This is a genomic window from Treponema sp. (assembly GCF_017430385.1).
GTDB lineage: Bacteria > Spirochaetota > Spirochaetia > Treponematales > Treponemataceae > Treponema_D.
Genome location: NZ_JAFRNB010000105.1, coordinates 48379 through 63387, shown reverse-complemented (window position 1 = coordinate 63387; position 15009 = coordinate 48379). Strand labels below are relative to the sequence as shown.

Here is a 15009-nt window from a genome sequence, read left to right as displayed (position 1 = left end):
TTTGCAGTTTGTTTTATGCTATAATGCAAAAATGATTAAAAACAAAACAGGTGTTGCCGTTCCTTTATCGGCTCTAAAAACAGAATCTTCTCCAGTTGTCGGAGAATTCGCATCACTCAAAGAATTCGCTGATTTTGCATCAAGTGCAAATCTTTCCGTTATACAGCTTCTTCCGGTTCTTGATACAGGAGCACAGAGTTCTCCGTACAGTTCACTTTCTGCATTTGCGCTTCATCCTATGTACATTCAAATTTCCGCGCTGAGTTCATTCAAAAAATGCTACGAAAATGACTCTTCATTCAAAAAAACTTACGATGATTTTATCTCGCACAAAAAGGACGAGCGTTTCGATTACGATTATATAGTCCGCACAAAGGAATTCCTTCTTCAAAAAATCTGGAGCCGAACGATTTTCACGGGCAATGACATTTCAGACCGGGCAAAAGAACTTTATGCTTTCATTGAAGAAAATCGCGAATGGCTTCCATTGTACTGTGTCTACAAAAAATTCAAGCAGGATTACATGCAGGCAAGCTGGAAAAGCTGGAAGAAGGAGCATCAGAATCTTTCAAAAGAGCAGATTCTTGAGCTTTGGAACGATAAATCCCTGAATCAGTATCATTATTTCTATGCGTGGGAGCAGTTTGTTGCTTTCAATCAGTTCAAGGAGGCTGCTGATTATGTCCGTAAGCTCGGAATAACTCTCAAAGGCGACCTTCCGATTCTTCTCAACGAGGATTCATGCGATGTCTGGTGCTGCCCGGAAGTCTTCAATCAAAAGTGCAAGGCAGGTTCTCCTCCGGACGGCGACAATCCTACAGGACAGAACTGGGGCTTCCCGTGCTACGATTTCCCGACTCAGGAAAAGGACAATTTCGCATGGTGGCGACTCAGAATCAAACTTGCGGCAAAATTCTTCGGCGCATATCGTCTCGACCACATTCCGGGATTTTTCAGGCTCTGGACAATTCCAGACGGCGAATCTACGGCAGAAATGGGACACACGGAGCCTTTTGCGCCAATCAGCGAGGCTCAGCTTTTAAAGGCAGGCTTTTCAAAAGAACGAATTCGCTGGCTTTCTCAGCCTCACATTCCAACCGAAGATTTTATAAGGCTTATCGGCAATCCTGAGACAACCCGCGAGATCATGGGGCTTGTCTGTGACCGAATCGGCTGGGAAGAACTTTGGCTTTTCAAGGCTTCAATTAAAACCGAGGCTGATATCCGCAAAATCAATCTTGATAAATACGGAATCGACCATTCAATTCAGGTGGAAATCTTTAACCGCTTGTGCGCATGGTGGAAGAACCGTACTCTAATCGAAGTCAGCAAAAATAAATTTGCTCCTATGTGGAAGTATTACGAAACAAGGGCTTGGAACACGCTTTCTCAGGGCGAAAAAGATATTCTCGGCGGAATGTTCTACGAAGTTTCTCAAAGACAGGAAGAACTTTGGCAGGCTCAGGCCGAAAAAATCTTCACAGCCCTCATAAACGAATCGGACATGGTTCCGTGCGGCGAGGATTTGGGCGTTTACATTCCTTGCATGGAAAAAGTCCTTGATAAATGCGGAATTTTGGGGCTTAAAGTCATCAGATGGTGCCGAAAGTGGGAAAAGGTCAATCAGCCTTTCGTGAGCCTTTTGACTTACCGCAAGCTGAGCATCGTAACGACAAGCGTGCATGATTCATCAACTTTGCGTGAATGGTATGACGAGGAAATAAAACGAATCGGAATCCCGGCCGAAAATCTCAGCCCGGAGCACTTCTTCGAGAAGAACGACATCGATTCATTCGGCGTCGATACAAGAAATGTCCACTTTACACCGGAACTCGTGCCAGAGACCGCCCAGCTTCTTATGGAAACTTTTGCGAAAACAAACGGCGCATGGTTCGTAAATCCTTTGCAGGACTGGCTTTATCTTGATTCAAAATATTATGCTCCTGATTCAAAAACGGAGCGAATCAATGTTCCTGGCTCGGTAACAAACTTCAACTGGACCTGGCGAATGCCTGTTTTGGTTGAAAAACTGGCCGAAAACAAGAATCTGATTGAAAAAATCAAAAAAATTGCGGAAATCCATTCTGCTGCGGAAAAATAAGTGGGGAAGACACTAATTACACGAATTAACACGAATTATTATATTTGTATAATTCGTATAATTAGTGTTAGTTCGTGTTTAAAATATTACAGGCACCATCCATGGTGCCAATGCCAGATAGGGCGTGCAAGTTTGTACGAAAAAGGTTGTGTTCGCTCAAAATCGGGGAGCCATTCGGTGTCGGCGCATAAATCCTGATAGAAAAGATAGTCGAAGTCATAGGCTTCAATCAAATCTTTTAAATCTGCGTCTTCATTTTTGTTCACGAGGCGGTTTTCTATAGAAGAAAGTGATGCTTTTCTCTTTGCAAGCTCTTCTTCGCTGCCCTTGAACGGAACAGGCGTATATTGGCTCATCAGCGAAATGATTGCTTTTCCGTCTGCGTTATGCTTGAGCCATTCCAGAACATCTGCCGTTTCAAAAAATCTTCCCGGTAAAAAAAGATGCCGGACGATTACGCCCTGTAAGATTTTGTCCTTTGTGACTTTTTTGCCATCTACTTCCTTTGTGACGCTTGTGAGTTTGAGCGGATTGTGCTCTATCATCCACGAAACCGCTTCTTTTGCTTTTGCAGGATAATCTTCGGCCGCGCAGAGTGATTTTGAAAGCTCCGGGCTGAGCGTTTTGAGGTCTGGAAGATAGATTGTTACGAGCCCGTCGATCATTTTAAGCGACTCAACTGAATCATATCCGCTTGAATTCCAGCAGACCGGAAGTTTCAGGCCTCGTTTTTTTGCCTCTGCAAGACCTTCTGCGATTGCCGGAACATGATGGCTTCCTGTTACGAGGTTGATGTTTTCTGCTCCGGCTTCTTCAAGCTTGAGACAGATTTCAGCAAATTCTTCTTTTGAGATGACGGCTCCCATTCCCTGCTGGCTTATCTGGTAATTCTGGCAGAATGCGCAGCGCAAATTGCAGCCTGTCAGAAAGATTGTGCCGCTTCCGCCGTGAACTGTAATCAGAGGTTCCTCGCCAAAATGAAGGCAAGCGACGGCAATCCTGATTTGGGAAGGTTCCTTGCAAAATCCGAGAGAAGATGCTCTATTTATTCCGCATTTTCTTGGGCATAGAAGACAGTTTTCGTAAAAATTTTCCATCTGTGTTTGTCCGCTTTGTCTGCGCTTGTAAATTAAGATAATGCTCCGTTCTGCAAAATCAAGTTCATCATGGCCTGAAGTGAATCAAGAGGCAAATCTTCTGCCGCATCGTCTACGAAATCACGCAATGTTTCCCAGTCGTCCGCAGTTAGAATTGAATAATCGGCTTCTTCGTCACAGTCTGAAAAATTCTGGAATGCCTTGATTCGCTCGGTGTTTTCTTCGCTTGGTTCATTAGCCAAATCCTGTGATGCAAGAATGTATGTGTTGAGCCAGTAATCACCGATTGAAACGGCTAATGCGCCAAGATTGCGGTTGTTGTTCTCAAAAAGCTTCGCAATCTGAGTGCAGGCTCTTTTCGCATCGTAGTGGCCGCCATTATTGGCACGGTCGTGTTTGATAGTCCTTTGAATGTCTGAAAGAAATTTATCGATTGTTGTCATATCTTCATTATACAAAAAATTTTACACTATTGGTAGCGTTTTTACTTGACTTTTGCCTTAATGAAAACTAAACTTATTGTATGGACTTAAAAACAGTATTAACACCTGACACAGTAGAATTGCACCTCAAAGGTAAGACAAAGGAAGAAATTATCGATGAGATGCTCGATATTCTTATCAAGGCTGGAAAAGTAGCAGACAAGGCTACGGCTCGCGAATGTGTGCTTGACCGAGAACGCAAAATGTCTACAGGCATGAAGCACGGAATTGCTATTCCACACGGAAAGACTGACACAGTCGCTGATTTGGTTGCATGTATTGGCATTTCTGACAATCCAGTTGATTTCGATTCTTTGGATCAGGAGCCATGCCGCATTTTCATCATGACACTTTCTCCGATTAACAAGACTGGCCCGCATCTTCAGTTCCTTGCTGAAGTAAGCTTGCTCTTCAAGAGTGCAGAAAAACGTGCTCAGATTTTGAACACTCAGGACAAGGCTGAGGTTATCAAGATTCTTACTGAATAGGATTTTGATAGTGCCTAATGTTTTGAAAGTCCTCGCAAAAAGCGGGGATTTTTTATTTTAAAAGATGCCAGAAATTTATGGCATGACGAGTATTTATGAAATTAGAACGATTATTTGAAGTTAAGGACAGCAAATTGTACACTGTCGCAGGCGAAAGCTATTCAATAGAAGGAAAGGCTTTTCCTGTAAAGTGGAGTGATGTTGAGGGCGGAGCAGAAGAGTACAACGAGGATTTTTTGGCAAAACTCCGTGATGATTTGAAGGCTCTTGAAGAAAAAAAGGAGTTTGTTTTTATCGAGCCTGTTTTTGATAAGGATGCCGGGGATGAGCAGTTTACGGCCGCAATGAAACATACGGCTCGCCGAATCAAGGATTGCGTTTCCGTGATTGGCTTTGCTATTCCTGGTGAAATTCTTGGAGAGAAAACTGCTTACATGGAAGAACTTTCTGCTAAACATCAGCAGTATTGTTTCTTTTCAAAAGAAGCGGCTGGAACAGATGTTGTTTTATACTAACTGTAATATCCTAGTATAAAAATGTTAAAATTGCGAAAAACCGTAATAAATGCGAGAAATTCAACGAAAAAACCTAAAATTCTCTGAATTTTCCATTGACTGAAAATAATTTTTTTGCAATGATGGTCAGCATGAATAAAGTTAATGCCAGAATTTTCGGCGGAACCTTAGCATTGAGCTCTCTTTTGTTAGCAGTTTGTCTGCTCGTGTTTACGCTCATTCCGTCTTCTGCCGAAAAAACAGAAGAGCCGGCAAAAGAAATTCCTGATTTTAATATGCTCAACAGCATCGATTTCACAGAGGAATATTTTGCGGAGGCCGGCTTTAAGACAGAATATGCTGATGACTATTCTCCAGAAGATGATGAGGGCTTGGCATTGTATCGCCAGCCACAGTCTCGCCCTGCAGTCGAGTGGTTCTACACTCATGTCACAAGCAATCGTGAGGTTGCGCTTGCAATCCTTGAAAATGCCGACAAGAACGACATTCCGCTTTCACTTGCATTCTCGCTTGCATTCGTTGAGAGCCGTTTCAAGACAAACGCTGTAAATTCAAACACCAATCACACGATTGACCGCGGTTTGTTCCAGCTCAACAGCGCGACATTCCCAAAACTCACTGAGTCAGAATTCTTTGACCCCAAAGTGAGCGCAAAATATGGAATGAGCCACTTGCGTTATTGCATGGACATCGCCGGCAATGAAATTACGGCACTCGCAATGTACAATGCAGGAACTTCGCGCGTAAAGCAGAACAAAACTCCGCAGCACACGCTTAACTATGTAGCGAAGATTTCAAATTACCGTGTCCATCTTGAAAGCAAGTTCTCAACAGAAGTCCTTGCGTTCTATTCAACGTCTACGAACACAGCACTAGCAAAGAAATAAAGCGCGCTCAACAAAGTTTCTTGATAACACAAAAAAAAGAGGCTTCCATCGGGAACCTGCCATAAAAGTCGCGGTGAGCAATCTCAAGCGACTTTTTGTCAGAACCCAGATTCCGCCTCTTTTTTTTTGCATTTTCGTGCTCTTTTGTTGACGCGCTTTATTTTGACATAGGGGATGCGGCTTCTTTCTTCGGTCTTCTTCCACAGCATTTTGCTTCGGTGCAGAAGCCGGTTATGTCGCATTTGGGGGTGAACAGGTTTTCGCAAATCCACTTCCATTCTTCGGAATATTCGCTCAGTTCTTTTTTGATTTCGTTTGCCATTGTGCGGATTTCGATGTAGGCTCTTGTGCAAAGCCGCTGGTTCATGAGATTAATCATGTTGCGGAGATTTCGCTTATCCACGATTTTTGTCATCATTCCGAGCGGAAGGATGTTCGCGGCATCTTCCTTTGAGACTCCTAAATCCATGAGCGAGGCATAGCTTTTTCGGATATTCTCCATACATCCTTCGTATGCTTTTTTTGCTTCCTCAGATTTTGCGGCCGTTGGGGGAAGGTAATAGTCAAACTTCTCGCAGTTTACATAGCGGGTGCTTTCCTGCAATCTTGTCGGACCTCCGCCAATGTGCGTGTAATATTCGCGGATTGCGCGCGCAGAATAGCCTGCAATGCACAGCTCGATGTCTACATATTCAAGAACGCGTCCGTGCCCGCTCGTGATGCAGTCCTTTGCGCGCTTGATGTTCTTTTCGGCATCGTCAATCGGGCTGTTCCAGCAAACGCCGGCCATCTTGCCGATTTTCTGAAGTGGATATTTGTCTGTTGTGTCGAATATTTGAATCATAAATTGGTTTCCAATCAGTTTCTCACAGAGCGCACAGAGGACACAGAGAAATATTATATTCAATGCTCTCTGTGTACTCCTAAGCTCCGTGAGGAATTTTTATTTTTTTGCTTCTGGGAGTGTTACGATGCCGCCGGCTGCTGTTAATGGAACATATTCCGGAACCTGACGGCCGTCCCATTTTTTTGCCTTTTCAAGCTCGATTTCGAGTTCCTTGAGCTTGATTTCTACCTGATAGTTCTGGGCGACCTTTGCGTTGTAGTAGGCGAGGGCATCTGCTTCGGCTCGTTTTGCCTCGGCTGCTTTCTGAGCCTTAATCAGCTCACCTTCGGCTGTCTGCTCGGCTGCCTTTTTCTGGGCTTCGGCTTCGGCTACCTGCTTCTGCGCGTTTGTCTCGGCGAGCTTCAAGTCCTGCTCTGCCTGACGAACCTGCTGCGTGCGGTTCATTGTTTCCTTGATGTTTTTGTCAAAGTCCTCGCTCCAGTCCCAGTTTGAGATTGTAAGCTGGGTGACTTCGATTGGATATTCAGAAAGCTTTGCATTGAGGGCTGTCGTGACATCTGTTGTGATTTTGTCCTGATTTTCGACCAGCTCGTAGATTGAATATTTTCCGACCGATTCCTTTACGCTTGCCACGAGGCTTCGGGTGATTGCGTTCTCAAGGATGTTCTCGTTGTATTTTTTGACCGCATCCATGATTCTGGCCCCGTCGTAGCGGTAGAAAACCGTGACCTGTGAGCCGACAGTCTGCATGTCCTTTGTGATTGCGCCGTCCTTGCCAACGGAGAAAGTTACGTTCATTCCTTTTGGAACGATTGAGTATTTCTTGATTACGCTGACGAATGGCGGATGAAAGTGCATTCCCGGCTCCAGAACATCGCCTGTGACTTCACCAAGCATTACCTGAACGCCACGCTCGTTTGGGGCAACGACAGCTACTGATTCATAAGCTGAGGCTGCTATGACTGCAAGCACGATAAGTGTTACCAAAGTTTTTGTTGTGAATTTTTTCATAGAATTCTCCTGAGAATTGATGATATAAATATAATGAAGAAGTTTTCAAAAGTCATTCTTTAATTTCGATTTCAATCGGGCAATGGTCTGAACCCATTACATCTTTTAAAATCTTGCTGTAATTTACTTTGTCTGCAAAAGACTGATTTACGCACTGATAGTCGATGCGCCATCCTATGTCCTTTTCGCGGGCATGAAAACGGTAGCTCCACCATGTATATTGTTTTGGCTCGGCACAGAATTTCCTGAATGTGTCAACGAATCCGTTCGTGGTGAAAAATTCCATCCATTCCCGTTCTTCCGGAAGATAGCCGGCGTTTCCTTCGTTTGCCTTTGGATTTGCAAGATCGATTGGCTTGTGTGCGATGTTGTAGTCACCGCAGAGCACGATATTGTAGCCGCCCTGAACGAGTTTGTTGAGATATTCGAACATTGCCTTGCAGAATCCTAGCTTGTAGTCCAGCCGTGCGCCCTTGTCCTGGCTGTTCGGAAAATATGCTGAAATTACGACAGTTTTGTCGAAATATGCTGAGAGAACGCGCCCCTCATCGTCAAATTCTGGATTTCCAAGAAGCTCAACTTTGTCAGGAATTTTTTTTGCGTAGATTGCGGTTCCTGAGTACCCGGCTTTTTTTGCGGAAGACCAGTAAGATTTGTATGCGGCCGTGCTGTCCGTTACTGCGACAGGTGAAGCCGAAGCTTTTTCTGGAATCGGGAAAAGAACATTCTCTTCGGTGCCAGGTGCAAGAAGATTCTGAGTGAGCTGCGACGGATGCGCCTTAGTTTCCTGAATACAAATTACATCGGCATCGCTTGACAAAAGCCAGTCCGTGAAGCCTTTTTTTTCTACGGCTCGGATGCCATTTACATTCCATGAGATAATTTTCATATTTAAAATATAGCAGAAAATTCCCAAAATTTGAATATTATCGTTGTTTTTTAAGAGAAATTATTGATTTTACGGTAAAAGTTATTGATTGCGACAGCCCTTACTTCTTTTCACCTACGCACTGGCCGATTTTTACGCGGTATTCCTGACCTGTGGCCGTGACTTTTTTGATTTCTTCGAGAAGCTGAACTTTGTCTTTTTGAATGAGAAGGACGATTGTTGAGCCGTGAAGGTCAAAATAGCCTTTTTCGTCGCCTTTTTTGAAGGAACCTGTTTCGAGATTGTTTTTGATTCCGCCTACGCTGAACGCACCGACCTCAACCTGGGCGATTTTGCCGAAATTTTCGGTGTCCATGATTGTCCATGAGCGGCGGTTTTTTGTGTACAAGCGGAAATTCTCGGCGGCCAGTGGCTGAACCGAGTAAAGCGAGCCTTGAATGAAGTGATTTCCGTTCTGAGAGCCGTTATCAACATAGCAGTAGCGGTGATAGTCAGTCGCGCACAAGCGGAACACGAGGCACAATCCGCCTTTGAAAAGCTTTGTTGTTTCTTCCTGTGAAGTTCCGAATCGTTCCGGCTCAAAAAAATCCTGGAGAGTGTAGTCGAAGCCTTTGATGTGGAATTTTGAATCCTCGGTGATTTCGTAAACTGAAAGAAGGCTGTCTGCCGGGGAGATTAAGTGTGAAAGTTCTGCATCGAAGGAAATTTCTTTTTTGCGAGTAAAAAAATCGTTGAAAGACTTGAATTTTGCGTTTTCAAAGCCTGTCATGTCGATTTTATTCTTTTTGACGAAACTGTTGATGTAGAAACGTGAGAAAGGAGAGCGCAAGACGACTCCGAGCAATTTTGGAACACGAAGGGCAAGAATCGCGTGAAGAAGCACCCGCCCGCCTTTTGTGCCGTAAAGAAATTGAACTGACTTGTCGTTTGCGTTTTCTGCCATTTTTATTCCTTAAAAAGCCTCTTCGGTCTTAGTTTCGATTTCCTGAATTGTGGCCTTGTTCTCAAAAACAATTGAAGGATCCTTTTCGGCTGTTGGAACACAATATGCTTTTCCCAAAAGAAGAAGCGCAAGCTCTACAAGACCAACCAGAATCAAGACGCATTTGCCGATGAAATGAGGCTTTAACAGCTTGAACGAGGTGACGAAAGCGATTGCCATGATAAGAAGAAGGATAGCCGCAGCGTTGATTGGAGGGCGAGAATTTCCCATGAAATATGAAATGATGAATACAGCCGGAAGGACGACTGCAACGCTTGTTACAGGAAGGCCACGGTATTCGTGGCGGCTTTCGGAAGTTTTGTTCTGTCGCTCCATTTCGTCAACATTGAAATATGAAAGGCGGATGAGCGCGCATAAAAGATAAAGTGCGCAGATGCAGATTACGATTCGTGCCTGCCACGGATGCTCGACAGGATATTGTTTGTCGCCGATTGCAAGCTTGTAAACGATGAGCGATGGAAAAACTCCGTAGCTGATGATGTCGGCCATTGAGTCAATCTGGATTCCGAAAAGTTTTTCAGATGGAGTGCGGTCTTTTTTAGTTGAGGCAACCTTGCCGTCAAACATGTCCATCAGACCTGCTACCATAAGACAGAGCAGGGCAAGAATGAAGCTCCGGTCATTGTTCGAGAAAACGAAGTGGATTCCGGCGAAAGCGAAAAGCATTCCGACATAAGTGAGAATGACCGTGTAATTGTAAACACCAAGCAAATGAAGTTGTTTTTTATCCATTTTTTACCTTCTATTAAATACTAATTGAAACCATAGCCAAAAATCAAGCCGTAAGTGATGATTGTGAATGGTTTTGATGTAAGAATTATGATGGCGAACTTTTTGAATTTCATTTCTGTAAGGCCTGTGAAGTAGCACAAAAAGTCGTCTGGAGAGATTGGAAGAAAAATCGCAATCCACAAAAAAACAGGGTAGCTTCGGTGCCATTTTTCCATTTTTTTGATGTATCGTTTGTATTTCTTCTCGGAGAAAATCTGTTTTACGAGCGTGACCCCGAATTTGCGTGACAGTGCGAATGCGAGGAAAGAGCCTGTGCAGATTCCGATGTAATTGCAGATGATGCCGACCCACGGACCGAAAAGAGTAGGGCCGACGATGCAGCCGAGAGTGCTTGGAATGACGGCATAGACTGTTTTGACACACTGAAAAACCGTGAGAAGGATGGGGCCTAAAACGCCGAAAGAATTGATGAAAATCTTAAAGGATTCAACGTCGCGGAATGTGCCTGTTCTATATTCGTGAAAGAACCATACCCCGCCACCAAGAACTGTAATTGCGAGTGCGATGCAGAAAAGTTTTTTGAGAAGGCTTGTTTTTGTTTCGATTATGTCAATTGCCTGCTCTTTTTTATGTTCGATGAGCACGCTCGCTTTTTCTTGAATCTTGTGTTCCATTAAAAAATCCGGAATTAATTATAACAAAAAATTCTGCTTTGTTCTATATTATTGTAGGAAAATCTGATTTATGTTAAAATTGCTTCAATTATTTTATATCCGTCTGCTCCACGCCAGGGGTGGATTGAAGGAGTAGCACATAAAAATTACCTCCGTGTAATTTTTATGTGGCCAAGTTTTTCCTTACGAAAAAACTTGCCATTTGTTGCATCCGTGCAACATCGCTACCGCGAAGGTTTAAGGAGAAAAAAATGGCAAAAAATGAAAAGGTTGTGGCTGACCCACACGCATGTACTTTGGACAAAATCATTTCGCTCTGCAAGCGACGCGGTTTTGTTTATCAGGCATCAGAAATTTATGGCGGTCAGGCAGGCGCATGGGATTACGGTCCTTTGGGTGTAGACTTCAAGCGCAATATCCAGAACGCTTGGTGGAAGGAAATGACTCAGCTTCACGATGATGTCGTAGGCTTGGATTCTGCAATTTTCCAGCACCACACCACATGGAAGGCTTCTGGTCACGTTGACCACTTCTCAGATCCAATGGTTGACTGTCTTGAATGTCAGGCTCGCCACCGTGCAGATAAATTGATTGAGGATTTTGTTGCCGCAAATCCAGACAAAAATCCTGGAAAGCCAGTTGATACAATGACTCACGAAGAAATGAAGGCTTTTATCGATGCCAACATCAACTGTCCGACATGTAAGAGCGAGAACCGCAAATACACAGCTGTCCGCGAATTCAACCTCATGTTCAAAACATATCAGGGACCAATCGCAGACGAATCACACCTTATCTATCTCCGCCCGGAGACTTGCCAGGGTATTTTCACTGATTTCAAGAGTATCGTTCAGTCAAACCGCATGAAGGTTCCTTTCGGTGTTGCTCAGGTTGGTAAATCATTCCGAAACGAAATCATCTTCAAGAACTTCATTTTCCGCACTTGCGAATTCGAGCAGATGGAAATGGAATATTTCTGTAAGCCGGGCACTGAGGACGAGACTTTCGAGCGATGGCGTCAGGATCGCTGGAACTTCTACCTCAAATACGGTATTGCCGAGAAGAACCTCAAATGGCATCACCATGACAAGCTGGCTCATTATGCAAAAGACGCTTACGACGTTACATACAACTTCCCGATTGGCTTTGAAGAGGTTGAGGGTATCCACTCCCGCACAGACTTCGATTTGAGCCAGCATCAGGAATACTCAAAAAAGGACATGAGCTACATCGATCAGGAAGACGGAAACAAAAAGTTTATTCCTTACGTAATCGAAACTTCTGCCGGTCTTAACCGCAACTTCCTCATGTTCCTTTGCGAAGCTTACGAAGAAGAGAATGTCGGAAAAGACGGCAAAGAAGACTACCGAACAGTCCTTCACCTGCATCCAAAGCTGGCACCAATCACAGTTGCTGTCCTTCCATTGATGAAGAAAGACGGCCTTGCAGAAAAGGCAAAAGAAATCCAGCACATGCTCAAAGAAGATTTCGTAACTGATTTCGACGTTTCTGGCACTGTAGGTAAGCGCTACCGCCGCCAGGATGAGGTTGGAACTCCGTTCTGCGTTACAGTTGACTACGACACAATCAACGAAAAGAACGACGACGGCTCAGTAAACAACAACTTCGGTACAGTCACAGTCCGCTTCCGTGACAGCATGGAGCAGGAGAGAGTGAAGATTGAGGACCTTCACACATTCTTGTTCGCAGCCATCAAAAACTACAAGCCTGTAGAGAGGTAAATAAGAGTTAGAAGTTAGGAATTAGGAGTTAGGAGTTAAATCCTACTCCTCACTCCTTACTCCTCACTCCTCACTTTTTCATGGACTACATTGCGCTTGGTAAGTCTAATTTATTGGTTTCTCGGACGGCGTTTGGTGCGCAGGGAATCGGGGAGATTGACGACCCGGAGACTGCTTTCCAGATGATTCGCATGGCTTATGAAGACGGCGTGAACTTTTTCGATACTTCAACAAAAGCACCGGAAAGCGAGCGTCGCCTTGGAAAAGCTTTGGCCGATGTGCGCGAAAATGTGTTCATCGCCACAAAAAGTTCTCCCCGAAATGGTGGCGAGCTTGCAATCGATATTGATGTCAGCCTTCGTAATCTTGGAACAGGCTACATTGACCTTTATCAGCTCGAAAATCCTGAGAATCTTCCAAAAATCAATGACGGAACGGAAATCCTTGAAAAATTGATTGAATTAAAGTCTGCTGGCGTTGTGCGGCATTTCGGTATTGTTACCGAAGACCTTGATGTTGCGGAGCGTGTTCTTTATTCCGATGCGGGCTGGGAGACGATTCAGTTTCCGTTCAACATGCTTTGTTCCGAGGCCGTTGAAAATCTTACCAAGCGTTTTTATGAAAAGGACATAGGTTTTATCGCGCGGCAGCCTTTGTGCGGCGGCGTTTTGACAAACCTTCCTCTCGCGCTCGGCTATTTCCTTCCTTTTGAAAATGTAGTTCCATTGTGGGGAGCAAGAAATCCCGATGAACTTCAGCAAATCCTCTACTTCACAAAAAATCCGCCCCGGCTAGACGAACAATTCTACGCCGAAGCGGATAAGATAAGACAGTTCTTTAATTAAAAACAAGTAGACTCCGCATGGATGCGGAACAAAAGCAGAGAGAGAATTTTTGAAAAAATTCTCGTACGAATCAAAAAATCCATTGATGGATTTTTTGTTCGAACAGTTCTTTAATTAATTTCTAATTACTTAATGTACGCCTGAACGCCTTTCAGCTCTTCTTTGTTCAGGACGCGCACGATTTTGCTTTTTTCATTGTCGGTGATGATTGTCTTTGGATTCCCAAGCTCGTTCTTTTCGCCGACAAGCTCTACAATCGGGAGCCGCGGGTCATTCGGATTGCTTTCTGCGACCTGGCCGATTTTTCCGTTTGCGAGATAGACATAAGTTCCGATAGGAAAAAGAGATACGGCTGAAATCAAAGCCTTGATCACGACTTCATCGTAAAGTTTGTTCCTGTTGAGAAGCATTTCGATTGTTGCCTCGTAAAGGCTTCTTGCTTCTTTGTAGAGACGCGGAGAAGTAATAGCCTCATAACTGCATGCGACCGAAAGAATTTTTCCGAAAGCTGAGATTTTTGTTCCCTCAAGATGTCGCGGATAACCCTGACCGTTTTCACGCTCGTGATGCTCCAGAAGACCAACCTGAATTGCGAGAGAGAATCCCAGTTCCTTCACGATGTTGAATCCGAGAACGGTGTGCGTTGCGAGAAGATTTCGTGCCTGTGGTGAAAGCGGCTTGTCCGTAAGGTAAAGCTGAGGCGGAAGTTTAATCTGTCCGATTTCGTGAATCAATCCTGCAACGCCAAGCTCGACAATCTTTTTTGGTGGCATGTTGATTTGCAATGCGATAACAATTGCGATTATCGTTGAGCGAAGACAATGGCTTGTGAGGAAGTTTTTGTCCAGTTTGTGCTCGGCAGTCGGCTGAATTCGGAGAAGATAGTTCTTGTTGTTCTTGATGAACTCGATGAGCAGAGTGATTGTCTCCGAAAGCTCTTCAAATTTCATTTCCTGATGTGTGACATATCTTGTGAAAACAAGCTGAGTGTAGTTCAGGAACTCGTTGTAAACCGTCGTTACATTTTCCATGCGGTCTTTGTTCGGGAAATTGCGGATTTTGCGGTTTATATCATCAAGGACTTCTTTTAAATGTGCGTTTAGTGTGGCAGATTTGTCTTTATATTCTTCGTTGAGCGTTTCGATGTCAATGTCAACTGTCTCGAATTTTTGCGTGGCAGCAGCTGGAGATGCGCTTTGCTCAGGCTGTGGCGAGACGATTGTTTTCTGTGGCTCTTGAACTGATTCTGATTCTGAATAGAGGGCTTTGAATCCCCATTCCACGAGCCGAGACTGCAATGCCTTTGAGAAACCTATGTTATTATCGAGGACTATAAAATGTTTGTCGAGGATAAGCGGTGCGCCAAATCGTTGCCCATCCTTCAATTCTGCTACATTAAACGAAGTCATATAATATCTCCGTTCATAATATCGGCAGAAAAGGTGAAAAACTTGAATAGAAACGATTAAACGGACATGCCCCGCATGGATGCGGGGGAGAAAGCAAAAAAAAGACAAAAAGCCTTACACGCTCTTTGTCTTTCAAAATCATGGAGACCGATAAATGTTGTCCACTTGCATTTCACAGCTACAAGTTTCTTTCATTTGTCACGGTACAGGGTGTCTGGATGTTGTGTCCTAAAGTCAGAACACATCCTGTACTGCGCGGTACATTATTATTTTCGGCCTTTTGTGCG

The 15009-nt window shown here is 44.1% G+C and carries 15 protein-coding genes; 6 read left to right on the top strand and 9 right to left on the bottom strand.

Annotated features, from left to right (window positions below; genetic code table 11):
* The first annotated feature begins 31 nt into the window (after nt 1–31).
* Complete coding sequence (locus IJJ71_RS07545; RefSeq protein ID WP_296846217.1) at nt 32–2101, top strand: 4-alpha-glucanotransferase; 2070 nt, start codon at nt 32–34, stop codon at nt 2099–2101.
* A gap of 86 nt (nt 2102–2187) precedes the next feature.
* Here IJJ71_RS07545 and IJJ71_RS07540 read toward each other — a convergent pair whose 3' ends face one another.
* Complete coding sequence (locus IJJ71_RS07540) at nt 2188–3198, bottom strand: radical SAM protein (protein WP_296846216.1); 1011 nt, start codon at nt 3196–3198, stop codon at nt 2188–2190.
* A gap of 32 nt (nt 3199–3230) precedes the next feature.
* Nucleotides 3231–3641 carry a hypothetical protein gene (locus IJJ71_RS07535; protein WP_296846215.1) on the bottom strand — a complete coding sequence of 137 codons (411 nt, stop codon included), beginning with the start codon at nt 3639–3641 and terminating at the stop codon, nt 3231–3233.
* Nucleotides 3642–3721: 80 nt separating this feature from the next.
* On the opposite strand from IJJ71_RS07535, the gene IJJ71_RS07530 reads away from it, so the two are divergent.
* The 3 genes from IJJ71_RS07530 to IJJ71_RS07520 all read left to right on the top strand — a co-directional run bounded on the left by IJJ71_RS07530 (nt 3722) and on the right by IJJ71_RS07520 (nt 5570).
* Nucleotides 3722–4168, top strand: a complete 447-nt coding sequence (locus IJJ71_RS07530; protein WP_184658930.1) for a PTS sugar transporter subunit IIA — start codon at nt 3722–3724, stop codon at nt 4166–4168.
* Between the two features lie 95 nt (nt 4169–4263).
* Nucleotides 4264–4683 carry a hypothetical protein gene (locus tag IJJ71_RS07525; RefSeq protein WP_296846214.1) on the top strand — a complete coding sequence of 140 codons (420 nt, stop codon included), beginning with the start codon at nt 4264–4266 and terminating at the stop codon, nt 4681–4683.
* A gap of 131 nt (nt 4684–4814) precedes the next feature.
* Nucleotides 4815–5570 carry a lytic transglycosylase domain-containing protein gene (locus IJJ71_RS07520; protein WP_296846213.1) on the top strand — a complete coding sequence of 252 codons (756 nt, stop codon included), beginning with the start codon at nt 4815–4817 and terminating at the stop codon, nt 5568–5570.
* A 157-nt stretch (nt 5571–5727) separates the two neighbouring features.
* Here the strand turns inward: IJJ71_RS07520 and IJJ71_RS07515 are convergent, their stop codons facing one another.
* The 6 genes from IJJ71_RS07515 to IJJ71_RS07490 form a co-directional block, all read right to left on the bottom strand.
* Complete coding sequence (locus IJJ71_RS07515; protein ID WP_296846212.1) at nt 5728–6414, bottom strand: FAD-dependent thymidylate synthase; 687 nt, start codon at nt 6412–6414, stop codon at nt 5728–5730.
* 99 nt (nt 6415–6513) lie between these two features.
* The gene (locus tag IJJ71_RS07510; protein ID WP_296846211.1) at nt 6514–7428 is read right to left on the bottom strand and encodes a prohibitin family protein; all 915 of its coding nucleotides are present in this window, start codon (nt 7426–7428) and stop codon (nt 6514–6516) included.
* A 52-nt stretch (nt 7429–7480) separates the two neighbouring features.
* On the bottom strand, nt 7481–8317 hold the full coding sequence (locus IJJ71_RS07505) for an exodeoxyribonuclease III (RefSeq protein ID WP_296846210.1): 837 nt from the start codon (nt 8315–8317) through the stop codon (nt 7481–7483).
* Between the two features lie 100 nt (nt 8318–8417).
* Complete coding sequence (locus tag IJJ71_RS07500; RefSeq protein ID WP_296846209.1) at nt 8418–9260, bottom strand: phosphatidylserine decarboxylase; 843 nt, start codon at nt 9258–9260, stop codon at nt 8418–8420.
* Nucleotides 9261–9269: 9 nt separating this feature from the next.
* Complete coding sequence (locus tag IJJ71_RS07495; protein WP_296846208.1) at nt 9270–10052, bottom strand: CDP-alcohol phosphatidyltransferase family protein; 783 nt, start codon at nt 10050–10052, stop codon at nt 9270–9272.
* A 20-nt stretch (nt 10053–10072) separates the two neighbouring features.
* Entirely contained in the window at nt 10073–10726 is a 654-nt protein-coding gene (locus IJJ71_RS07490) for a TVP38/TMEM64 family protein (RefSeq protein ID WP_296846207.1), read from the bottom strand.
* A 251-nt stretch (nt 10727–10977) separates the two neighbouring features.
* On the opposite strand from IJJ71_RS07490, the gene IJJ71_RS07485 reads away from it, so the two are divergent.
* Both IJJ71_RS07485 and IJJ71_RS07480 read left to right on the top strand, forming a co-directional pair.
* Complete coding sequence (locus IJJ71_RS07485) at nt 10978–12468, top strand: glycine--tRNA ligase (protein ID WP_296846206.1); 1491 nt, start codon at nt 10978–10980, stop codon at nt 12466–12468.
* A gap of 80 nt (nt 12469–12548) precedes the next feature.
* Nucleotides 12549–13313, top strand: coding sequence for an aldo/keto reductase (locus IJJ71_RS07480; protein WP_296846205.1), 765 nt, complete (start codon nt 12549–12551; stop codon nt 13311–13313).
* Between the two features lie 125 nt (nt 13314–13438).
* Here IJJ71_RS07480 and IJJ71_RS07475 read toward each other — a convergent pair whose 3' ends face one another.
* Entirely contained in the window at nt 13439–14722 is a 1284-nt protein-coding gene (locus tag IJJ71_RS07475) for an HD-GYP domain-containing protein (RefSeq protein ID WP_296846204.1), read from the bottom strand.
* Nucleotides 14723–15009 lie beyond the last annotated feature (287 nt).